The organism is Streptomyces pyxinicus, from assembly GCF_024753135.1.
Lineage (GTDB): Bacteria > Actinomycetota > Actinomycetes > Streptomycetales > Streptomycetaceae > Streptomyces > Streptomyces pyxinicus.
Genome location: NZ_JANUGP010000009.1, coordinates 58182 through 79938 on the forward strand (window position 1 = coordinate 58182; position 21757 = coordinate 79938).

Below are 21757 nucleotides of genomic sequence, written 5' to 3' on the forward strand. Positions count from 1 at the left end.
GTCCCGCCGACCGCTACGGCACGAGAGGCCGTACCTCCTCGGCGGTGAACCGTACGAACCCCTCCGGGTCGGGCTCGTCGCCGGTGGGCTGGAGGACGACGGTGTCGGCGCCCGCCTCCACGAGGCGCCGGACGGCCCCGGCGACGGCGGCGGCGTCCCCGGCGACCCCGAGGTCGGGCACGGACTCCTGCCCCTCGGCCGCGAGTTCGGCGCGCAGCCGCGCCTCGGCGTCGGGACCGGTGGCGGCGAGCAGGTAGACGACCACGGGGTGCGGCTCGGTACGGCCGGCCTCCCGGCGGCCCTCGTCGATGAGCTGCCGGGCGCGGCGGACGCCGTCCGGGGTGGTGGCGGAGGTCAGGAGGGTGCCGTCGGCCCGGGCGCCGGACAGCCGCAGCGTGCGGGGGCCGGTGGCGCCGGCGAGGACGGCCGCGGCGGCCGTCTCGCCGGGCGGCCAGTCGAGGCCGACGTCGTCCAGGGTGACGTACCGGCCCCGCACGGTGAGGCGTTCACCGCGCAGCAGGGCGCGCAGGGCGTCGAGGTGTTCGCCGAGAAGGGTGAGCGGGGACGCGGCGCGGACGCCGACCTGCGCCATCCAGTCCTGCACGCCGTGTCCGAGGACGAGGCTCGCGCGGCCGGGGAACATGCGGTGCAGGGAGGCGGCCTCCATGGCGGTGAGGGCCGCGTTCCTGAGGGGCACGGGCAGCAGGCCGACGCCGACCCGGACCCGCTCCGTCCAGGCGAGCGCGGCGGCGGCCGTGGCGATGCCGCCCTCCCGGAAGCAGTCCTCCCACAGCCACAGCTCCTCCAGCCCCGCGTCGTCCGCGGCGCGGGCCACGGCCCGCAGGCGCTCGGGAGGAAGCTGGGGGCGGAAGACGGCACCGAGTCGGGTCATGCCGCCCTTCCTAGTGGGGAGGACGGTGGGAGGGCAACTCGTTTACGGCAGGGACGCGTTGACGCGTCCGCGGGTGGAGCGGAGAGGGAGGGCCGGGCATGCGGTGGCGGGACGGCAGGGGCGAGCTGGTGGTGCGGGGCGTGTCGGGGGCGGTGGTGACGGTTCCGCTGGAGATCGCGGCGTCGTACCGGGCGCGGACGCGCGGGCTGCTGGGCCGGGACGCGTGCGAGGGGGCGATGCTGCTGTCGCCGGCGAGCGGGGTGCACACCTTCCGGATGCGGATGCCGATCGACGTGGCGTACCTGGACCGCCGGCTGACCGTCGTCGCCGTCCGCACCATGGCACCGGGCCGGCTGGGCCTGCCCCGGCCGCGCTCCCGGCATGTGCTGGAGGCTGCGGCGGGGGCGATGGCGGGGTGGGGGCTGGAGCGGGGGGCGCGGGTGGAGGTACGGGTGTGAGGGGCTGTGGGACGGGAACCGGGCGTCCGCCTTCCCTCCCTCGGGCTCAGCTTCCGGTTCGGGGGAAGGTCACCTCCACCCGGCGGTTCTTCTTGCGGCCCTCCTCCGTGGAGTTGTCGGCGATCGGGTACTGCTCGCCGTAGCCGCGGACGTCGAAGGTGATGCCGGGGTCGTTCAGGTCCTGGTCGAGTACGGCCTGGACGGCGTTGGCGCGCTGCTTGGAGAGGACGTCGCCGTGGGCGGAGCTGCCGAGGTCGTCGGTGAAGCCGAAGACGCGGACCTGGGCCGCGTGCTGCTTCCTGATCTCCCCGGCGATGACCGCGATGCGGGCCTTGGCCTGGTCGCCGAGCTTGGCGCTGTCCTTCCCGAACAGCACCTCGGCCTGGAGGGCGAACGTCACGTCGGCGTTGGTGTCCTCCCGGCGCTCGTCCCCGCTCTGGTCCTCCACGACCGACTTGATGTCCAGCACCTTCGGCTGCGCCAGCGTGGCCCCCTCGGGCAGCTTGAGGTCCGGATCGGTGGGGTCGACCTTGACGGGGGCGGTGGGGGTGGGGTCGGTGCCCGGGGGGTTGCCGGGGGTGGGGTCGGCGGCACGGGCCGCGGGAGTTCCGTACAGCCCGGCGGTGAGCAGCAGGGCGGCGGCCAGTGTGCCGGCGAGACGGGAAGTGGTGGTCACTTCGGCCTCACCCGGAGATCTTGATGCCGGCGGAGGCGAAGGTCGGCAGCTGGAACTCCACCTCGGCGGTACCGGCGGGCGGTGCCGGGAACTGCATGAAGACCGCCAGGGTCGCACCGGACTTGAGCGTCGAGAAGCCCGTGGTGGTCAGGGGGCGGCCGTCGGTGTCCCGCAGCACGTAGTACCGCTTCTTGCCCTGCGGGTCGACCAGCGTCGCGCCCCCCAGTGACCTGCCGTTCCTGATGATCTCGGTCTCGTTGCCGCTCAGGGCCGCCGGGATGACGGCGCTCCGCGCCCCGTCGTTCTTCAGCGTGGCGTTGACGGTGACGAAGCCGCCGGCGTCACGCTGGGCGGAGGTGATCTGGAGAAGCAGGCCGTCCGAGCCCTTCAGCTCCGCGAGCGGCTCCTGCGACTGCCCCTCCTGCGTGCTCGGGTCCGAGCCGCTCGTCCGGGAGGCGGACGCCGGACTCCGCGGCTTCTTGTCGTCACCGCCGTCTCCGCCGCAGCCGACCGCGCCGAGGGACAAGCCGGCCACGACCGTGAGTACGACCATCCTCCGGCGGGCTTTCGCAGTGCACCGCATGCTCATCGCTCCGCTTCCTTCGTCAGTCGTTCTGCGCTTGTCCGTCGGCCAGATGGACGTCGAAGAGGTCCTCGGGCGCGGGCAGCGTGGCTTCGTCATCCGGGTCCAGCTTCCAGGGCTTGCCGTCACACATGAGTGGGGGCAGCTCGTCGTCCCCCGCTCCCGCACCGAGAGGATCGAACGTGCAGCGCGCCTCGATCACGGCCGTGGCGGAAGCGGTGGAGTGGAAGCCCTCCGTGCCGGGGACGACGGAGTGCCCCACCGACTTGTTCGTCTTCACCTCGGCCGAGTACCGCAGGAGTCGCCAGGTGCAGTCGTCGAGGGTCGCGTCGTTCTGCGCTGCCAGCTGCTCAGCACGTGCGCACGGGTTGCCGACAGGCACGTTGCCGTCGAAGACGTCCTGCCACTTGGTCGGATCGAGCACGTCGGCGTCCCACGCTGCCGCGAGCTTGTCGCGACCGTCCTGGGCCGCCGCCAGCACTGCCGCGTCGGCCGCCGTCTGGGCACCCCCGCGGTTCACCGCTGCCTGGCCGACCGCGAGATAGGCGAGCGCGAGAAAGAGCAGGCCCGCCACCACCGTGATGTAGAGGGGAAAGGCCTGCCCCGTGTCGTCGTGCCGCCCGCTCAGCCTCCGGTGACTTCGGAGATCTTGTTGGTGATCGCGTCGTAGATCGACTGCCCGATGCTCGTGCCGGTGATCGCCAGCACGATCGCCACCACCACCGCGATGATTCCGAGGTACTCGACGGCGGTCTGCCCCTTGTCGTCGCCGCGCTGCCGCATGGCCACCATCACCTTCAGCATCCAGTCGCTCATGGTGCTCCCCTCCGGCTGCGCTGTGGACCCGGGCAACGTAGGCCCGCACTTGCGGCCCGGCCCAGGGTCCCAGGGCCCAACCCCGGGCCCAGTACGGGTGTTCGGTGTCGCGGCGGGGCGGCATGTCAGGACACCCCCAGCCACTTGGCGGTCGCCTGGGAGCGGGTGGTGCTGTGGAGCTTGGCGAAGATGCGGTTGATGTGGTTCTTGACCGTCTTCTCGGTGATGAAGCAGACGGCGGCGATCTGCTGGTTCGTCATGCCGGACGCGATGAGGTCCATGATCTCCGCCTCCCGAGTGCTCAGCCGGAACGTCGAGCGGAACGACTGTCCCACAGGAGGTTGCAATTGCGAAAGAGGCATGCCGGGTAAATCAGCCTCGCGTAGCGGGAGTTCGGCCGCTGTATGTGCAGGTGCACTCTCGCGGAGGTTCGCCAGTAACGCGCTGACCGCCCCCGGCGTCAGATGCGGCCGGCCCTCCCGTACGTCCCGTACCGCCCGTACCAGCTGTTCCGTCGTGAACTCGCCGTGCACCAGGTATCCCCCCGCCCCCAGCCGCAGTGCCTCCCGCACCGTCTCCGCCTCGTGGCTGTACGTGAGCATCATGACGGGGGCGAGGCGTACCAAGTGGGGCAATGCCGAGATTCCGTCGACGCCGGGCATGCGGACGTCGAGGAGGATGACGTCGGGGCGGTGCCGGAGCGCCGCCTCGAAGGCCTCGCGGCCGTCCGCCGCCTCCGCGACCACCGTGGTGTCGGCGCGGTCGGAGAGCAGGGCGGTCAGACCGGCGCGGACGACCGGGTTGTCGTCGGCCACCAGCAGCCGCAGGGGCGGTACGGAGCCGGGGCGGGGGCCGGTGGGTCGCATCGTCGTCTCCGATCAGGCTTCCCGGCGCCGCGGAACCGTGGCATCCGGGGACGGCAGGCGGACCTCCACGCGGACCTCCGTGCCGCCGGCGTGGCAGCCCCGGCCGATCCGGATGCGCGCGCCGGCCTGGGCCGCGCGTTCGACCATGCCGAGGAGGCCGAAGTGGCCCGAGGCGCGCAGCCGTTCGAGGGTGGTGCCGGGCGGCAGGCCCTTGCCGTCGTCGTGGACGGTGAGGCGGAGCACGTCGTCGTGGAGGGTGGCGGACAGGTCGACGCGGGTCGCCGTGGCGTGGCGGTGGGCGTTCTCCAGGGCCTCCTCGGTGATGGCCGTGAGGTGGTGCGCGACCGGTGCCGGCAGGGCGGGGAGCGCCGCGTCGGGCGGCCAGTGGCAGGTCACCGGGAGGCCGGTGCGGGCGGTGAAGCCGGCCGCCCGGGTGCGCAGGGCGTCCCAGGGCGCGCCGGCCGTACGGTCCTGTCGCAGGTCGGAGAGGAGGGCGCGGGATTGTGCCGCCGCCGTCCGCGCAGAGCGGGAGACCAGGTCGGCCTGCTGCCGGATGCGGGCCGGGTCGGGGGCGTCGGACGCGGCCGTCGCCGCCAGGCCGTCCGCGGCCAGGGCCACGCCGTACAGCGTCTTGGCCACCGAGTCGTGCATCTCCCGGGCCAGCCGGGCGCGTTCGGCGCTCACCGCCTCCGCCGCCGCGAGGCGCGCCTGGGTCGCGGTGAGGGCCTGGGTGGCGGCGCCGAAGCGGAGCATCAGGCCACGCAGCGTCGAGCCCATGGCGCCGGCGATGACGCACAGGCCGGGCAGCAGCAGCGCCTCGGCGACCGGGGCGTGCCGGCCGGCCTTCAGGGTGGCGTGGACGAGCAGCAGGATCAGGGACTGGAGGGAGGCGAAGCAGGCCGCGCCGCGCCAGCCGTAGACGAGTCCGGCCAGCAGCGGGGTGCAGACGCTGACGTAGGCGAGGGTGCTGTCGGGGCCCGCCGAGACCAGCAGGAAGGAGCCGAACAGGGTGTCGGCGGCCAGCAGGCTGGGGTGGCGCAGCAGCAGGGGGCCGAAGCGCTCCCAGTCGCGGAACAGGACGTAGGACACCATGAACGTGACGACCACGGCCGCGCCGGCCAGGCGGGCGCCGAGTCCCGGGGCCGCGTTCAGCAGGGCGGCCGGCGCGGCCAGGACGATCATCGCGAGCCGGAAGCCGAAGACCTGCCGGCACACCGCCTGGAGCGCCCGCACCTGGAGTTTCTCGGAGGGTTCGGCGGGCGGGGGCGCGGCGGTGCGCGTCCGCGCGCTCAGGCGGGCGGTCAGTCGGGCTGTCAGCGCGCTCCGGGCCTCGGAGGCCGGAGCTCGCGGCGCGCGCAAGGACCGCAGCGTGCCGAAGGACCGCAGCGTGCGCAAGGACCCCCGTCGTCCGCCCCCCATGAGCCCCGTCACCGCCACCCCCGCCTCACTCCCCCGTGAGCGAACCGAAGTCCACCCCGGAGCCCAGCAGCAGGCCGGCGCCGAGCAGAAGCATCGTCGCCGGGACCATGAAGGTGGTGATCATCAGCGTGGCCTTGGGGACCGCGCGGGCGGCCTTGCGCCGGGCGTTCTGCGCGTCGGTGCGGCGCATGTCCTTGGCCAGCGAGACCAGGGTGTCGACGATCGGGGCGCCGAGTTCCTCGCCCTGCTGGAGGGCGGTGACGAACATGGCGACCTGTTCGGAGTCGTTGCGGCGGCGCAGTTCCGCGAAGGCCTGGCGGCGGCTCACGCCGAGGTCCATCTGGCGCAGGGTGATGCGCAGTTCGTCGGCCCAGGGTCCCTCGTAGCGGGAGGCGACCCGGTCCAGGGCCTGGCGGAAGCCGAGGCCCGCGCTGACCACGACCGCGAGCACGTCGAGGAAGTCGGGCAGGGTGCGCTCGATGACGTCCTTGCGGACCCGGATCGCCGACCAGATGCCGACCTCCGTCCAGAACGCGCCGAACAGCAGCAGCAGGACGGCGACGAACCACTGGCCGCGCAGCAGGAAGACCAGGAAGCCGACGGCGCCGAGCGCGCCGTAGACCGCGCGGCGGGCCGCGTAGCGGTCGATGGTCAGGCCGCCGGGATTGCCCGCGAGGTCGATCCGGCGGCGGTACGTGGCCACCAGGCGGGGGCCCATCAGGCGCAGCACGGTGGGCGCGTAGCGCATCCCCACGCGGTCGATGACGGAGCCGACCGCGCCGGTGCGGGTGGCGCCGACCTCCAGGGCCACGGCGAGGTCGGCGGGCAGCTTGGCCTCCGCGCGGTACATGCGCAGGCCGGCGAAGGCGCCCCAGACGGCGAGGGCCATGAGCAGGGCAAGCAGGAGGGCCACGGTGTCCGCCTCCTCAGACGTCGATCCGGCTCAGGCGCCGGATGAGGACGAAGCCGACGGCGTACAGGGCGAAGGCGATCAGCACGCAGGCCTGGCCGACCGGGGAGCCGGTCATTCGGGCGAGCGCGCCGTCCTTGACGCCGTTCATCAGGAACAGGGCGCCGACGCCGAGCACGGGGACGGCGTACGACGTCATGGTCACCTGGGAGAGCTGGGTGCGGATCTCGCGCCGGGTCTCCTTGCGCTCCTCCAGGGTCTCGGTGAGGTTGCGCAGCGCGGAGACGACCTGGCCGCCCGCCCGGTTGGAGAGGACCAGCGTGGTGACGAGGACGACGAGTTCGCGGGAGGGCAGGCGGTCGGCGAGTTCGCCGAGGGCGTCGTCCAGGCTCTGGCCGATGGCGAGTTGGTCGGCGACCTTGGCCAGTTCCTCGCCGGCCGGGGCCTCCAGTTCCTCGGCGGCCATGCCGATCGCGGTGCGCAGGGCGAGTCCGGCCTGGGTGGCGTTGGCCAGGATGCGGGCGAGTTCGGGGAGCTGGTTGATGAACCGCTCGATGCGTTTCTGGCGTTGCCAGGTGAGGAACTGGAGTGCCGCCCAGATGCCGAGCAGGCCGGCGAGGGGTCCGAAGAAGGGGGCCAGGGCGGCCTGGCCGATCAGCCAGAGCGCGGCGACCGCGGCCAGCATGTAGACGGTGAACTCGCCCGGGGTGACGTCGAGTCCGGTCGCGGCCAGGCGCCGTTCCAGTCGGCGGCCGGGGCGGGTGCGGCGCAGTCGCCGGTCCAGGTCGCGGAAGCGGCGCCGGCGGCCGCCCGTCGGGGGTGCCCCGGTGAGGGCGAGGCGTTCGACGAGGGCGGCGCGCCGAGCATGTCCGGAGGCGTAGCTGTGCACGCCGGCCACCGCGAGGACGCAGGTCAGCAGCGTCACTCCGGTGGTGAGCTGGACGAGGGTGTGGAGTTCCATGGGGGCTACCTGGCTTCCCGGGTGGCGAGCTGGTCCGCGGAGCGGGCGACGCCGAAGGCGCCGGGGACGGGCTGGCTCGCCATGTAGAGGCGGTCGGCGGTGCGGCGGGGCAGCGGGAAGTACCGGAAGGCGCCGTACACGCGGCCGTCGGCGGTCATGGGCCGCGCGTCGAAGCGGGCCACGGTCGCCAGCCGGTACGGCTCCCCGCCGTGGCTGTCGAGCAGGGCGATCTCGGTGATGCGGCGGGCGCCGTCGGCGAACCGGGTGAGCTGGACGAGGACGTCGACGGCGCTGTTGATCTGGTCGTGCAGGGCCTCGAAGGGCACCTCGACGTCGGACATGGAGGCGAGGGTCTGGAGCCGGGTGAGGGCGTCCTCGGCGCTGTTGGCGTGCACGGTGGCCAGCGAGCCGTCGTGGCCGGTGGACATGGCCTGGAGCATGTCGAGGGACTCGCCGCCGCGGACCTCGCCGACCACGATCCGGTCGGGCCGCATCCGCAGCGAGTTGCGCACCAGGTCGCGGATGGTGACCTGGCCCTTGCCCTCGACGTTCGGCGGCCGGGACTCCAGGCGGACCACATGGGTCTGCTGGAGCTGGAGTTCGGCGGAGTCCTCGATGGTGATGATGCGCTCGTGCGGCGGGATGAGTCCGGACAGGGCGTTGAGCAGGGTCGTCTTGCCGGTGCCGGTCGCGCCGGACACGATGACGTTGAACTTGGCCTGCACCAGCCCGGCCAGCAGGTACACCATGGGCTCGTCCAGCGAGCCGAAGCCGACCAGTTCCTGGAGCGTGAAGGAGCGCGGAAAACGGCGGATGGTCAGGATGGGCCCGGTCAGGGAGAGCGGCGGGATGATGACGTTGACGCGCTCGCCGGAGGGCAGGCGGGCGTCGACCATCGGGTTGGACTCGTCCACGCGCCGGTTGACCGTCGAGACGATCCGCTCGATGGTCTGCATGAGCTGGTCGGCGGAGACGAACCGCAGCGGGAGCTGTTCGACCCGGCCGCCGCGCTCCACGAAGACCGCGTCCGGGCCGTTCACCATGATCTCGGTGATCGAGGCGTCCTCCAGCAGCGGTTCGAGGATGCCGAGCCCGAGGGCCTCGTCCACGACCCGGCGGATGAGCTGGGCGCGTTCGGCGGTCGACAGCACCGGGCCCTCGCGGCTGATGATGTGCCCGAGCACCCGCTCCAGCCGGGCCCGGCGCTCGGCCGCCGCCAGCGCGCTCATCTCCGCGAGGTCGATCTCCTCCAGCAGCTTGGCGCGGTAGGCGGCGACCAGGTGGCCGTCCTCGCCCCGGCTGCCGTGCTCCTCCGGGGTGCTGATGCGTGCGCGCAGGCTCATGGGGGTCGCTTCTCCTCGGTCAGTGGTCGAGGGGCATGGTCGCGGTCTTGGTGGTGTCGCCGAGGCTCCAGAGGATCCTCGGTATCCGGACGGTGGCCGTGACCCGCACCGAGTCGCCCTGGTCGGACGACGCGCAGGCCACCGAGATCCCGCCGCTGACGGCTCCCGCGCACGCCTGCTGCGCGTCCTGCCGCAAGGACGCGGCCCGGGCTCCCGCGCGGGCGGCCGTACCGGCCTGCTCGGCGGCGTAGGCGACGGCGCCGAGCTGGATGCCCGCGAGGGCGACGATCAGCAGGACGGGGACGAACCCCAGGTATTCGATGGCGACTTGGCCCGCGTCGCGGCGTCGCCCGCGTCGGTCCGGCATCTCAGTGCTTCACCTCCTCGACGGCGCCGGCGTGGCCCTTGACCGTGGCCGGGAAGCCGATCAGGCCCGGGAAGAGCACCGGCACCCGCAGGGACACGTCCGCGGTCACGAAGCCGCTGCCACCGCACTCCACACCCGCACCCCCTCGCCATGCGTCCGGCAGGTCCCGCAGGGCCGCCTCCCGGCAGACTCCGGACCGCTCCCCCGGCGCCACCGCCGTACCCGCCCGCACTCCCTCGTCGGCAGCATTCCCGGCGAGCGTGAAGGTGTACCCCACCAGGACGGCCTGCCACACGAGCACCAGCGTCAGCAGGATCAGCGGTGTCATGCCGAGGAACTCGATACTGACCTGACCGCGGTCGTCGTCACCTCGTCCCGTGACCCGCCTCCGGCCGTCACCCCGTCCCGTGACCCGCCTCCGGCAGTCACCCCGTCTCATGGCCCGGTCACCTCTTCCGCCCGTCTCATGACCCGCTCACTCCTTCCGCCGCCGGAAGCCCGCGGTCGCCCGGCTCCCGCTCCGGTGGGAGGGCCCCTCGGGCGCCCGGACCAGGCCCAGTTCGCCGGCGAGCGCCCACAGGGCCTGCTTGACCGTGCTCCGGGCGTCGAGTTCGTGCAGCCGCCCGGAGTCCACGACCCCCTGCAGCTCCTTGAAGTTGGCGGGGATCGCCGTGCGGGCCAGGGCGGTGCCGGTGATGCGCTGGACGAGCGCGGGCTGGATCTCGGTGGTGCGGCTGTGCCGGTTGACGACCACCGTCGTCTCCTCGGCCTTGCGGATCTGGAGCCGGTCCCACATCCGTACGGTGCGTTTGGCGGCGCGTACGGCGATGACGTCCGGGGTGGTGACCAGCAGCGCGGCCTCGGCCATCTCGACGGCCGCCGCGCCAGCGCCGCCGAGCTGGGCGCCGCAGTCCACGACGACGACCTCGTAGCGGGAGCGCAGGGCGCTGACGATCTGCCGGGCGGCGCGGTCGGTGACCTCCTCGCCGCGCTCGCCCTCGCCGGGCGCGAGCAGCAGGGCGAGCCCGGTGTCGTGGCGGAAGACGGCGTCGGCCAGCACGCGCGGCGAGATGTCGGTGATGGTGGCGAGGTCGGCGACCGAGCGGCGGAACTGGATGTCGAGGTAGGAGGCGACGTCGCCGCTCTGCAGGTCGAGGTCGACCAGGGCGGTGGCGCGGCCGGAGGCCTGGGCGGCGAGGGCGAGTTGGATCGCGGCCAGGGTGGCGCCGGTGCCGCCCTTGGCGCCGCTGACCGTGACGACGGTGCCGCCGGCGCCGCCGAGCACGTCGGCGCCGTGCCCGAGGTGGCGCCGTACGCCGGTCGACCACTGGGCGACGGCCTGGACGCGGCCGGCGAGTTCCTCGTACGACAGCGGGAGCGCGACCAGGCCGCGGGCGCCGGCGTCCATGGCGGCGGCGAACAGGGCGGGACCGGCGTCGGTGGTGACGAGGACGACGCCGACGGCCGGGAAGCGCAGGGCGATCTCGCGGATCAGCTCCAGGGCCGGGACCGGGCCGATGCGCTCATGGACGACGACGACCTCGGGGAGTTCCTCGACCGACTCGGCGGCGAGCCGGGCGAGCAGGTCGACGAGCTGGGTGGAGTCGGTGGCCGGGGGCTGGGGTTCGGCGTCGGGGAGCTGGCTGAGCAGGGTGACCAGCGAGCGGACGGCGTCCGGGTCCGCGCCGGCCGGGAGGATCCTGGTGGGCATGCGGGGCGCCTCTCACTTGTCCGTCGCGAGTTCGTAGGTGCGGTCCTTGTCCGGGACGCTGGTCGTACCGCCGGGGGCGACCAGGGCGAGCCGGACCCGCTGGGCGAAGGACTCGGCGTAGGTGACGCGCTGGGCGTCGAGGGTGGACAGCGCGAAGGTGATGGGGACGGCCTCGGTGGGCCCCCGCTGGTCCTTGTCGTGGTCGGGGTCGAGGGCGGTGATGTGGCCGACTTCGAGGACCCGGGCGTTGGTCACGATGATCTTCGACTGGTCGGGGTCGCCCTCCTTCGCACCCTCGAAGGTGGCGTACACGTTGACGCGGGAGCCCACGGTGATCTTGCCGGCCACCCCGGTGGCCGCGTCGATCATGATGGCGACCTCCTGCTGTCCGGGCTGGAGGGCGGGCCGGTCCACGATCATGTCGGTCTGGAGCAGGGAGCCCGCCTCCAGGGTGGTCACGGCGATCTTGCCCTGGATCTGGCGCAGGTCGGTGACGGCGGTGCCGGACAGCCAGCGCCTGGGCATCCGGATCTTCTCGAACTGGCCGTCGGTCAGCGAGGTGTACGGCTTGACGTCGTCCTTCACCCGGTAGGCGGTGACCTCGGGGCCGACCTTGGAGTTCGCGTCCCGGACGACGGAGAGCACACCGGCGAACGCGCCGGCGGCGCACAGGACCGAGAGGATCAGCAGTATCACGCCGCGGCGCTGACGGGAGTTCATGAACCGTGCAACCTCATTTGTCGGTGGTGGCCGTCGCTGTCGGACCGGTCAGACGTCAGACGGGCGTGCGTTGCTCCAGGGCGGCGCGGGACGCGGCCGGTTCGGGGGCGGGCGGGGTGGCCGAGCAGAAGACGCAGCGGTCGCCGATGACGTCGAGGCCGCACCAGTGGCAGCGCGTCTGCCGTACCGAGGTGACGAGCTGGTAGAGGACGGAGAGGTCGGCGAGATAGCCGCAGAACTCGGTCATGCGGCCGGTGCCCCACCACACCGGGGACTCGGCGGGCAGTGGGGTCTCGCGCAGCCCGTGCACGTTCCAGGCGGTGCCGAGACCGCCGACCCACTCGCTCTGCAGCGACCCCTTCGCGACCAGCATCCAGGTGCTGAACTCCGGGCCCTTGAGGGTGGCGTCCGGTCCGACGCGCACGAGCTGCGGCTCGGGGTGGGCGAGGACGGCGAACTGGCTGCCGGGCACCCAGGACTTGGCGTGCGCCTTGAGCCCCACCGGGACGCGGTCGAGGCGGGCGACGGAGCCGAGCACGGCCCCGGCGTGCAGGTAGTGGGTGAGCAGGCGCCCGGCGGAGGCGAGCACGCCGGGGCTCAGGTCGCAGGAGGCGAGCTGCCGTAACTGCCGGGCCAGGACGGCGACGGCGAGCGGCGGCAGCTCGGGCCGGAAGAAGGCGACGCGGTCGCTCTCCAGCAGGGAGCGCAGGGTGTGCAGGCGCCGTAGGACGGGTTCCGGGGTGGCCGGTGAACAGACCACCACCACGTACCCGTACTGCTCGACGAGGGCGTACAGCTCGGTGAGGGCGTCGTCCAGTGGCCGCTGGTCGAGGCCGCGCAGCACGGCGGCGGGCACGGTCCGCTCGTCCTGCGCCGGCAACGCCATGTCGGCGCTGGTCACGGCGATGGCAGTTGGCACGCGCAGCTCCCCGCTCTTCACACCCGCCGGCCCACCGGGGTGACTCCCGTGCGCCAGAACGACTTCGTTGCGTGACTACCCGAGCACTGTAACCACGCCCGTCTGGCCGGAGAACACCGTTGGGGAAGCTCGCGGGGAACTCTCGGTGCACAACCCCCGGCAAATGCGGACAGGTTGCCTCGGCGGCCGGAAACGGTTTTGGTCTGGACCTCTTGACACCCCTATTGGTCTGGACCAACTTGTAGAGCCAGTAAGGGCAGTGCAGCCAGTTGAGCCAGCGGTGACCACCGTTCGTTCGCCCCTCTCCCGTTCCCTTCCCTTCCTCTCCTCTTCCCGCCGAACTCCCCTCGGAGGCACCAGTGGACCGCGCACCAGGCATACCCAGACCCCGCGGACGGCGACTCGCGGCGTGGTCCGCCGCCACCGCCCTCGCCCTGTCGGTGGCGGGCCTCGCCGCCGCCTCCCCGGCGTCCGCGGCGGATGTCAACAACGTCAGGAACGCGGGCTTCGAGTCGGGTCTGACCAACTGGACCTGTACGGCAGGCAGCGGTACGGCGGTCTCCTCGCCGGTGCACGCCGGCACCGCCGCCCTGAAGGCCACCCCGGCCGGCCAGGACAACGCCCAGTGCACCCAGTCGGTGGCGGTCAAGCCCAACTCGACGTACACACTGAGCGCGTGGGTCCAGGGCGGCTACTCCTACCTGGGCGTGACGGGCACCGGCACCACGGACGTCTCGACCTGGACCCCCGACACCGCGTCCTGGAAGCAGCTCACGACGACGTTCACCACGGGCGCCTCCACCACCTCCGTCACGGTCTACACCCACGGCTGGTACGGCCAGGCGGCCTACTACGCCGACGACGTCTCGGTCTACGGCCCCGACGGCGGAGGCGGCACCGACCCGGCACCCACCGTCCCGGCGGCCCCCTCCGGCCTCGCCGTGTCCGGTACGACCTCCTCCTCGGTCTCCCTCTCCTGGTCGGCGGTGTCGGGCGCGACGGGCTACAACGTCTACCGCGACGGCACCAAGGTGACGGCGGTGACGGGCACGTCGGCGACGGTGACCGGCCTCGCGGCCTCGACGGCGTACGGCTTCCAGGTGACGGCGGCCAACGCGGCCGGCGAGTCGGCCAAGTCGGCGAAGGTCACCGGCACGACGGCCGCCGGCACGGGCGGCGGAGGCGGCGGTTCGGTCCCGAAGCACGCGGTGACCGGCTACTGGCAGAACTTCGACAACGGCGCGACGGTCCAGAAGATCTCCGACGTCCCCGCCGCCTACGACATCATCGCGGTCGCCTTCGCGGACGCCACCTCGACGCCGGGCGCGGTCTCCTTCACCCTCGACTCGGCGGGCCTCGGCGGCTACACGGCCGACCAGTTCAAGGCCGACATCAAGGCCAAGCAGGCGGCCGGCAAGAAGGTGATCATCTCCATCGGCGGCGAGAAGGGCACGATCTCGGTCAACGACTCGTCGTCGGCCACGAACTTCGCCAACTCCGTCTACTCCCTCATGCAGACGTACGGCTTCGACGGCGTCGACATCGACCTGGAGAACGGCCTCAACGCGACGTACATGACACAGGCCCTGCGCGCCCTGTCCGCGAAGGCGGGCGCCTCCCTCGTCCTCACGATGGCCCCGCAGACGATCGACATGCAGTCGACGTCCAACTCCTACTTCCAGACGGCGCTGAACGTGAAGGACATCCTCACGGTCGTCAACATGCAGTACTACAACAGCGGTTCCATGCTGGGCTGCGACGGCAAGGTCTACAGCCAGGGCACGGTCGACTTCCTGACGGCCCTCGCCTGCATCCAGCTCGAAGGCGGCCTCTCCCCCTCCCAGGTGGGCCTCGGCCTCCCGGCCTCCACCCGCGCGGCCGGCGGCGGCTACGTCTCCCCCACGGTGGTCGACAACGCCCTCGACTGCCTCACCAAGGCCACCAGCTGCGGCTCCTTCAAGCCCTCGAAGACCTACCCCGACCTGCGCGGCGCGATGACCTGGTCCACCAACTGGGACGCGGCGGCGGGGAACGCGTGGTCGAGCGCGGTGGGGGCGCATGTGCACGCGCTGCCGTAACAGTCACTGAGTCGCGGCGCCCGGACCTCGGGGGCGGTCCGGGCGCCGTCGTACGCGCGGACACCGGTGACGAGATCCGGGACCGGCCGGACCGACACGGCGGGTGTGCTTCCGCGTTGCGACGCGCGAGAGCGGGATGTGATGATCCCGGGCATGGCTGAACACGGGGGCGAGGCCACCTCGACCAGAGAAACACCCAGGTCAAGGCTGTACGACTACGACTACGACTACGGCCACGACCACGACCACATGGAAGCGGCGGGCGCCGGCCAACCGGCCCCGGGCACACCGGCGGCCTCCGCAGCCCCCGCTCCGCCTGAGCACGCGGCAGCCGTGACCGACGCGACGGAAGCCGTGGAACGCCGACGCCGTGAATTCGCGACGCTGCTCGGCGAGTTCCGCCGCGCCGCGGTGCTCGTACCCGTGGACGAGACCGGCGCGCCCCTGACCGGTGACCAGGGCGGCATCCGCTGGATCTACGCCTTCTCGGACGAGGCGGCACTGGCCCGCTTCGCCCTCGCGCGGGGAGAGGGCGAGCGGGAGTGGGCGTACCAGCGGTGCCTGGGCGCGCGGCTGCTGGACGCCGGTGTCCGGGCCGCCGGGGTGCCCTGCGGGGTCGCCCTGGATGTGGGCAGCGCGGGCGAAGGAGCGCTATTCCCGCCGGTATCGGGGATCGTGCCGGACGCGGTGGCCGTCGACCGGCCCGTCGAGGAGACGAAGGGGAGGCCCGGCGATGAGCGGTGACGAGGGCAAGGGCAAGGACCTGAAGGCCGAAGGGCTGGACCTGATCGCGCAGGGCATCACGCTCACGCTCTCGGACCTGAAGGGCCTGGGCATCGACAGCCTGGCGGGGGTGGGCCGGGGCTTCGGCAACCTGGAGCTGTCCGGGATGCAGCTCGGTCACGAGGACCTGACGTCGAAGTTCGCGTCCTTCTGCGAGCGCTGGGAGTGGGGGGTGCGCGCCCTGGTGGCGGAGGGCAACTCCTTCGCGGAGGGCGTGGGCCTGTCGGCCGGCACGCTGTACGAGACGGACCAGTACGTGGGCGGCGCCGTGAAGGTCGGCCTCAACTCGCTGGCGGGCAACCCGTACGCCGCCGAGGAGAAGGTCGAGAAGATGGGCTATGGCGACATCGCCGAGTCGGGTGCCTACGGCGGTGACGTGGACTACAGCAAGAAGTCCTTCACCGAGGCGATGCTGGCCTCCGACCAGAACCTGCGGGCTGCCGGCCACGACGTGATGACGGCTCCGCTGGGTCCGCTCGCACCGATCGGCGTCGGTGTCACACCGGAGGACGTCAAGGACGCGCTCGACGGTGGCGAGGACCAGCCGGGCGGTGCGGGCTGATGGGCATCATCGGCGACATCGGCGACGGCCTCGACAGCGGCCTGGAGTTCGGCGAGCACCTCTACGAGGACGGCAAGAAGGTCGTCGGCAAGGGCATCGAGAAGGGCGCCGACCTCACCGGCGACGCCCTGGACCACGTCGGAGCCCACAAGTACGCCGACGTCGTCAGGGCGGCCGGCGACTACGCCGGTTCCCAGCTCGGTGCCACACCGGGTGAGCGGGAACTCGGCGAGACGGAGCTGGCCTCCGAGCTCGTGCACGGCAACGCGCGGGACATCCGGTCGACCGCGAAGCACCTGAAGGACTTCCACACCGCCTTCGACAAGGTCGGCCAGGGGATGCGGAAGCTGGACTCGTCCTCCTGGCAGGGCGAGGCGGCGGAGGCGTTCCGCAAGAAGTTCACCATGCACCCGGTGAAGTGGCTGCACGCGGCCGACGCCTGCCACACGGCCGCCGCGGCGCTGGAGACGTACGCCGACACCGTCACCTGGGCCCAGGGCCGGGCGCGGGACGCGATCGACCTGTACAAGAAGGGCATGCGCGCCTCCCAGCAGGCGGCGAGCGCCTACGACAAGAAGGCCGACGCCTACAAGGCGGCCGTCAAGGAGGGCAAGGACCCCGGCCCGAGCCCCGGGGAGTTCGTGGACCCCGGCAAGGCCGACGTCCAGCGCGCCCGCGAGATCCTCACCGAGGCCCGCAAGCAGCGGAACACCGCGGCCGGCACCGCCGTCGAGGCCGTGGAGACGGCCCTGGCCCACGCGCCCGCCGAACCGCCGCCGCTCGCCCGCCTGAAGGCGGACGCGTCGGACGGCTTCGGGGCCGTGCGGACCGAGGTCCTCCACTTCGACGGCGGCCTGGTCAAGGGCACGGCGGGCCTGGTCAACTTCGCCCGCGGACTCAATCCGACCGACCCGTACAACCTCACGCACCCGTCGGCCTACCTCCAGAACGTCAGCATGACGCTCTCCGGCCTGACCTCCACCGCCACGCATCCCGACCGGGCCGTCAAGGACATGTGGACGGAGTTCCGCAAGGACCCCTCCGAGTTCGGCGGCCGGATGGTTCCGCAGCTCTTCGCCGGCGAAGGCGCCGGCCTGGAGGCCGGCCTGGCCCGGGACGCGGCGAAGGCGGGCCTGACCCGCCGGGCGGCCGAGTCGGTGACACAGCGGGAGGCTCGGGCAGGGGCGGAGGACGCGGCCGGCGGCACGGCCCGGGGACGGGTGGAGGAGGACCCGCAGCAGCCGTCGCACACCAGCGAGAGCACGGAGAAGTGCGGCGACCCGGTCAACGTGGCGACCGGCAAGATGTACCTGCCGCAGACGGACGTGACCGTCCAGGGGGCCCTGCCGCTGCTCCTGACCCGGCGGGTGGAGTCCGGCTACCGCCTCGGCCGCTGGTTCGGCCCGTCCTGGTCCTCCACACTGGACCAGCGCCTGGAGATCGACGCGGAGGGAGTCGTCTTCGTCTCGGAGGACGGCCTGCTCCTGTCGTACCCCCACCCGGCCCCCGGCCTGCCCACCCTGCCGAGCCACGGCCCCCGCCTCCCCCTGGACCGGGTGGACGGTGGCTACACGATCACGGACCCGCGCACGCACCGCACCCGGCACTTCGCCGACCGCGGCCCCGGCCTGGCGGTCCTGGAGCAGATCGACGACCGCAACGGCAACTGGATCACCTTCGAGTACGACACGGAAGGCACCCCGCTGGGTGTCTTCTCCAGCAGCGGCCAGGGCGTCCGCGTCACCACGGAGGCGGGCCGCGTCACGGCGTACCACCTGGCGGCGACCGGCGAGCGGCTGAAGCGCTTCGGTTACACGGACGGCGACCTCACGGAGGTCTTCGGCGCCTCGGACCTGCCGCTCCGCTTCACGTACGACGCGGCGGGCCGCGTCACCTCCTGGACGGACACGAACGACCGCGGCTACACGTACGCCTACGACGACCGGGACCGCTGTGTCGCGCAGGGCGGCACGGCCGGCCACCTGACGCACCGCTTCGCCTACGAGGACCCGGACCCGGCGACCGGCCTGCGGACGACGACGGCCACGACCGGCGAGGGCCACACCAGCCGCTATCTGGTCAACGACGCCTGGCAGGTGGTCGCGGAGACGGACCCGCTGGGCGCGACGACACACCACGTCCGCGACCGCTACCACCGCCTCCTGACGACCACGGATCCGCTGGGCCACCGAACGGCGTTCGAGTACGACGACGCCGGCAACCTCACCCGTGCCGTCCGCCCCGACGGCCGCGAGTCCCGGGCCGAGTACGACGACCTGGGCCTGCCGGTGAAGGTGGTGCGCCCGGACGGCTCGGTCGTCCGCCAGACCTTCGACGCACGCGGCAACCGCACCTCGGTGACGGACCCGGCCGGCCGTACGACCCACTTCGCCTACACCGAGGCCGGCCACCCGGCGTCGGTGACCGACCCGCTCGGCAACACCACCACGATCGTCTGCGACCGCGCTGGTCTCCCGGTCGAGGTGACGGACCCGCTGGGCGCGACGACCCGCTACGCACGGGACGCACTGGGCCTCCCCACCGCGATCACCGACCCCACCGGCGCGACGACCCGCCTGGAGTGGTCGCTCGAAGGCAGGCTCACCCGCCGCACGGCCGCCGACGGCACGTCGGAGACCTGGACGTACGACGGCGAGGGCAACCGCACCAGCCACACCGATGCCCTGGGCGGCGTCTCCCACTTCGAGTACACCCACTTCGACCTGCTGACGGCACGCACCGGCCCGGACGGAGTCCGCTACGAGTTCGACCACGACACGCAACTGCGCCTGACGAGGGTCACGAACCCGCAGGGCCTGACGTGGACGTACGCGTACGACGAGGCCGGCCGCCTGACGGAGGAGACGGACTTCGACGACCGCACCCTGAGCTACACGTACGACGCGGCGGGGCGCCTGAGCGAGCGGCGGAACGCGCTCGGCCAGGTGGTCTCCCTCGAACGGAACGCACTCGGTCAGGTGCTCCGCAAGGACGCGGCGGGCCGCACGACGACGTACGCCTACGACCTGACGGACCAACTCGCGCAGGCGACGGGCCCGGACGGCACGTCGCTGACCCTGCTCCGCGACCGCCACGGCCGCCTGCGCGCGGAGACGGTCAACGGCCGCACGCTGACGTACACGTACGACGAACTGGGCCGCCGCACGGGCCGTACGACACCGACCGGCGCCGAGACGACATGGTCGTACAACGCGACGGGCCGCCGCACCGGCATGGTGGCGTCGGGCCGCACGATCGACTTCACGTACGACGAACTGGGCCGCGAACTGACACGCCACGTCGGCGAGACGGTCACGCTGGAGCACACCTTCGACGCGATGGGCCGCCTGACGGACCAGTCGGTGACAGGCGCCGCAGGCCTCCCGGTCCAGCACCGGAACTACACCTACCGCGCCGACGGAAGCCTGACCGCCGTACAGGACCGGCTCGCCGGCACCCGCCACTTCGACCTGGACGCGACAGGCAGGGTGACGGCGGTCCACGCGGCGAACTGGACGGAGCGGTACGCCTACGACGAGGCGGGCAACCAGACCGAGGCGACCTGGCCGTCGGACCACCCGGGCTCCGAGGCAACGGGCCCGCGCGCCTACGCGGGCACCCGCATCACCCGAGCCGGCGGCGTCCGCTACGAGCACGACGCGCTCGGCCGCATCACCCTCCGCCGGAAGACCCGCCTCTCCCGCAAGCCGGACACCTGGCGCTACGAGTGGGACCCCGAGGACCGCCTCACCTCGGTGGTCACCCCGGACGGCACCCGCTGGCGCTACACCTACGACCCCCTGGGCCGCCGCACGTCAAAGCTCCGCTTGGCGCCGGACGGCGAGACGGTCGTGGAGCGGGTGGACTTCACCTGGGACGGCACAACCCTCTGCGAACAGACCTCTGCATCGGCCGAGTTGCCGAACACAGTCACCCTCACCTGGGACCACCGAGGCCTACGCCCCCTGACCCAGACAGAACGCATCGCCCCGGCCAACGCCCCTCAGGAGGAGATCGACTCCCGCTTCTTCGCCATCGTCACAGACCTGGTCGGCACACCGACAGAACTGGTGGACGAACGGGGGACCCTCGCTTGGCGCACCCGCAGCACTCTGTGGGGGACGACGGCCTGGGCGAGGGACAGCACCGCGTATACGCCGCTGCGTTTTCCGGGGCAGTATTTTGATCCGGAAACGGGGCTGCATTACAATTATTTCCGGCATTACGACCCCGAAACCTCTCGATACCTAACTCACGACCCACTTGGACTCGCTCCCGCCCCGAATCCGGCCACGTATGTTCTCAACCCATACGTGTGGACCGATCACCTCGGCCTGGCACCAGACGAATGCCCCGACGAGGTGCAGTCGATCTACAAAGCCCCTCAAAGAGGTCAGGGCGACTTCCAGGAGCAGCACGGTTACCGGGCCGACGATTTCCCCGGAGGGCCCGACGATCCATACATGAATGGCCTCGTCTATTTCGCAAAGGAACGGCAACTAGCCGAAGTGTACGCCTCACATTACGGTGAAGGAGTGATAGAAATAAAGATCCCGAAAGGCGAGTATCTAGAACGATTTGCCAAACATGAGCACCCTTACGAAGGAGGCCCGCTTACCGAACTGGAAGTACCGAACACAGTAGTCGAAGAACTTAACCGCTACCCCAGGATTCGACACAGATGAATATCAAGAACCCGTGGGAAAACGCAAAGGCCCTGTACCCAGTAGGGGCGCAGGCACAAGGCACAGTGAAGAAGAAATTTCCGTTCGGAGTTTTTCTAGAACTCTCAGGGGCGCCCGACGTCATCGCCTTCCTTGACATTGCTTCATACAACCCGGCGGGAGAACCCCCTCCTGCACCATTGCCAGACCCGGGCGCCCGGGTGACTGGGACCATCGCAGCACACAATGAGCGCGACAAGCAGCTCCGGATCAGGGTGGGACCTCCAGTCCATCAGATCATGGATAAACGAGCAAACGATCACACCTGAGCCTGCATACGTCAGAACGCCTGACATCATGAGCTCAGTGCTGTCCGGGCCATGGGGGCTTCGCCGTAGATCGTGTCGGATGACCTGTGGGAGCGGAAGGGCCAACGAGCCAAACAGGTCACTAGGGATGGAGAAATTGGCAAGCGACCACCTACAACTGCACTCACCCCCTACCTTGCAGAGCGGCGACGTCCGGACAGGAATCATCACCGGGTCACCCGGCCCCTCAAAGACTTGGAGCCGGATCCACCATTGGAGTTGGCGCGCCATATCTGCAAAATGACGCCACTGCGGCGAACGCCCCACGAGATCGAGGGCGTGCAGCGGCTCGTCAGCCGCATGACGCGCTACGAGGCCCGGATGCGTGCGGACGGCGTGCTGGACGAGAAGCAGTACGTCGGCTCCGTCGACGCCTGGGATCTCGGCCGGGCGTCGAAGATGGCCCGGTGGGGACTCGGGGCGCGCTACGGGTCTCTCCCGGAGGCCGAGTCCGCAGTCATCCAGGCCGGGCGGGCCGCCGCGCTGACCTACAAGTCATGGCAGGACTTCTCCGCCGGCTACATCCTCGGCCGCTCCCTCCACTTCGACGAGGAGGAGTTCGGCGCCTGGTACCAGGACATGGTCAAGGCCCACCACATCCTGATGTCGACCCCCGACAGCCCCTGGCTCACCATTCCCTTCCGGTGAGCCAGGGGCCGAT

The 21757-nt window shown here is 71.7% G+C and carries 20 protein-coding genes and 2 pseudogenes; 7 read left to right on the top strand and 15 right to left on the bottom strand.

From position 1 onward, the window contains the following. Window positions 1–13 precede the first annotated feature (13 nt). Window positions 14–901 (bottom strand): annotated as a pseudogene (locus NX794_RS14380) (LLM class flavin-dependent oxidoreductase); the annotation flags it as partial. An 89-nt stretch (window positions 902–990) separates the two neighbouring features. On the opposite strand from NX794_RS14380, the gene NX794_RS14385 reads away from it, so the two are divergent. Next, window positions 991–1350: a DUF192 domain-containing protein gene (locus tag NX794_RS14385; RefSeq protein WP_258778909.1), complete on the top strand. Its 360-nt coding sequence runs from the start codon at window positions 991–993 to the stop codon at window positions 1348–1350. Between the two features lie 46 nt (window positions 1351–1396). Here the strand turns inward: NX794_RS14385 and NX794_RS14390 are convergent, their stop codons facing one another. The 14 genes from NX794_RS14390 to NX794_RS14455 form a co-directional block, all read right to left on the bottom strand. Continuing rightward, a complete protein-coding gene (locus NX794_RS14390) occupies window positions 1397–2026 on the bottom strand; it encodes an OmpA family protein (RefSeq protein ID WP_258778910.1) in 630 nt (209 codons plus the stop codon). A 7-nt stretch (window positions 2027–2033) separates the two neighbouring features. After that, window positions 2034–2615, bottom strand: coding sequence for a hypothetical protein (locus NX794_RS14395; RefSeq protein ID WP_258778911.1), 582 nt, complete (start codon window positions 2613–2615; stop codon window positions 2034–2036). A gap of 16 nt (window positions 2616–2631) precedes the next feature. Continuing rightward, window positions 2632–3237: a pilus assembly protein TadG-related protein gene (locus NX794_RS14400; protein ID WP_258779102.1), complete on the bottom strand. Its 606-nt coding sequence runs from the start codon at window positions 3235–3237 to the stop codon at window positions 2632–2634. Further along, complete coding sequence (locus NX794_RS14405; RefSeq protein WP_258779103.1) at window positions 3234–3425, bottom strand: Flp family type IVb pilin; 192 nt, start codon at window positions 3423–3425, stop codon at window positions 3234–3236. Before NX794_RS14405 ends, NX794_RS14400 begins: the two co-directional genes overlap by 4 nt. A 125-nt stretch (window positions 3426–3550) precedes the next feature. Then, complete coding sequence (locus NX794_RS14410) at window positions 3551–4291, bottom strand: response regulator (RefSeq protein WP_258778912.1); 741 nt, start codon at window positions 4289–4291, stop codon at window positions 3551–3553. 12 nt (window positions 4292–4303) lie between these two features. Next, entirely contained in the window at window positions 4304–5710 is a 1407-nt protein-coding gene (locus NX794_RS14415; RefSeq protein WP_428985906.1) for a sensor histidine kinase, read from the bottom strand. 25 nt (window positions 5711–5735) lie between these two features. Next, window positions 5736–6623, bottom strand: a complete 888-nt coding sequence (locus NX794_RS14420) for a DUF5936 domain-containing protein (protein ID WP_258778913.1) — start codon at window positions 6621–6623, stop codon at window positions 5736–5738. 13 nt (window positions 6624–6636) lie between these two features. Beyond that, entirely contained in the window at window positions 6637–7581 is a 945-nt protein-coding gene (locus tag NX794_RS14425; RefSeq protein ID WP_258778914.1) for a type II secretion system F family protein, read from the bottom strand. Window positions 7582–7586: 5 nt separating this feature from the next. Further along, window positions 7587–8924: a TadA family conjugal transfer-associated ATPase gene (locus tag NX794_RS14430; RefSeq protein ID WP_258778915.1), complete on the bottom strand. Its 1338-nt coding sequence runs from the start codon at window positions 8922–8924 to the stop codon at window positions 7587–7589. Window positions 8925–8943: 19 nt separating this feature from the next. After that, entirely contained in the window at window positions 8944–9291 is a 348-nt protein-coding gene (locus NX794_RS14435) for a TadE/TadG family type IV pilus assembly protein (RefSeq protein WP_258778916.1), read from the bottom strand. A 1-nt stretch (window position 9292) separates the two neighbouring features. Next, window positions 9293–9730, bottom strand: coding sequence for a TadE family protein (locus NX794_RS14440; RefSeq protein ID WP_346434226.1), 438 nt, complete (start codon window positions 9728–9730; stop codon window positions 9293–9295). 36 nt (window positions 9731–9766) lie between these two features. Further along, window positions 9767–11002 carry a CpaE/TadZ family protein gene (locus NX794_RS14445; protein WP_258778918.1) on the bottom strand — a complete coding sequence of 412 codons (1236 nt, stop codon included), beginning with the start codon at window positions 11000–11002 and terminating at the stop codon, window positions 9767–9769. Between the two features lie 12 nt (window positions 11003–11014). Further along, complete coding sequence (gene cpaB / locus NX794_RS14450) at window positions 11015–11722, bottom strand: Flp pilus assembly protein CpaB (RefSeq protein WP_258778919.1); 708 nt, start codon at window positions 11720–11722, stop codon at window positions 11015–11017. 55 nt (window positions 11723–11777) lie between these two features. Beyond that, window positions 11778–12623 (bottom strand): hypothetical protein, encoded by an 846-nt coding sequence (locus NX794_RS14455; RefSeq protein WP_428985908.1) that lies wholly within the window; start codon window positions 12621–12623, stop codon window positions 11778–11780. A gap of 377 nt (window positions 12624–13000) precedes the next feature. Here NX794_RS14455 and NX794_RS14460 point away from each other — a divergent pair, with 377 nt between their 5' ends. From NX794_RS14460 to NX794_RS35990, 6 genes and pseudogenes are all read left to right on the top strand, one after another. Then, entirely contained in the window at window positions 13001–14719 is a 1719-nt protein-coding gene (locus NX794_RS14460) for a chitinase (RefSeq protein ID WP_258778920.1), read from the top strand. A 153-nt stretch (window positions 14720–14872) separates the two neighbouring features. Next, entirely contained in the window at window positions 14873–15463 is a 591-nt protein-coding gene (locus NX794_RS14465) for a hypothetical protein (protein WP_258778921.1), read from the top strand. Continuing rightward, entirely contained in the window at window positions 15453–16064 is a 612-nt protein-coding gene (locus NX794_RS14470; RefSeq protein ID WP_258778922.1) for a hypothetical protein, read from the top strand. Before NX794_RS14465 ends, NX794_RS14470 begins: the two co-directional genes overlap by 11 nt. Then, window positions 16064–20749: a putative T7SS-secreted protein gene (locus NX794_RS14475; RefSeq protein ID WP_258778923.1), complete on the top strand. Its 4686-nt coding sequence runs from the start codon at window positions 16064–16066 to the stop codon at window positions 20747–20749. The genes NX794_RS14470 and NX794_RS14475 overlap by 1 nt, the downstream gene beginning before the upstream one ends. Then, window positions 20746–21057, top strand: coding sequence for a hypothetical protein (locus NX794_RS14480; RefSeq protein WP_258778924.1), 312 nt, complete (start codon window positions 20746–20748; stop codon window positions 21055–21057). Before NX794_RS14475 ends, NX794_RS14480 begins: the two co-directional genes overlap by 4 nt. 285 nt (window positions 21058–21342) lie before the next feature. After that, window positions 21343–21744 (top strand): annotated as a pseudogene (locus NX794_RS35990) (DUF1266 domain-containing protein); the annotation flags it as partial. Window positions 21745–21757 lie beyond the last annotated feature (13 nt).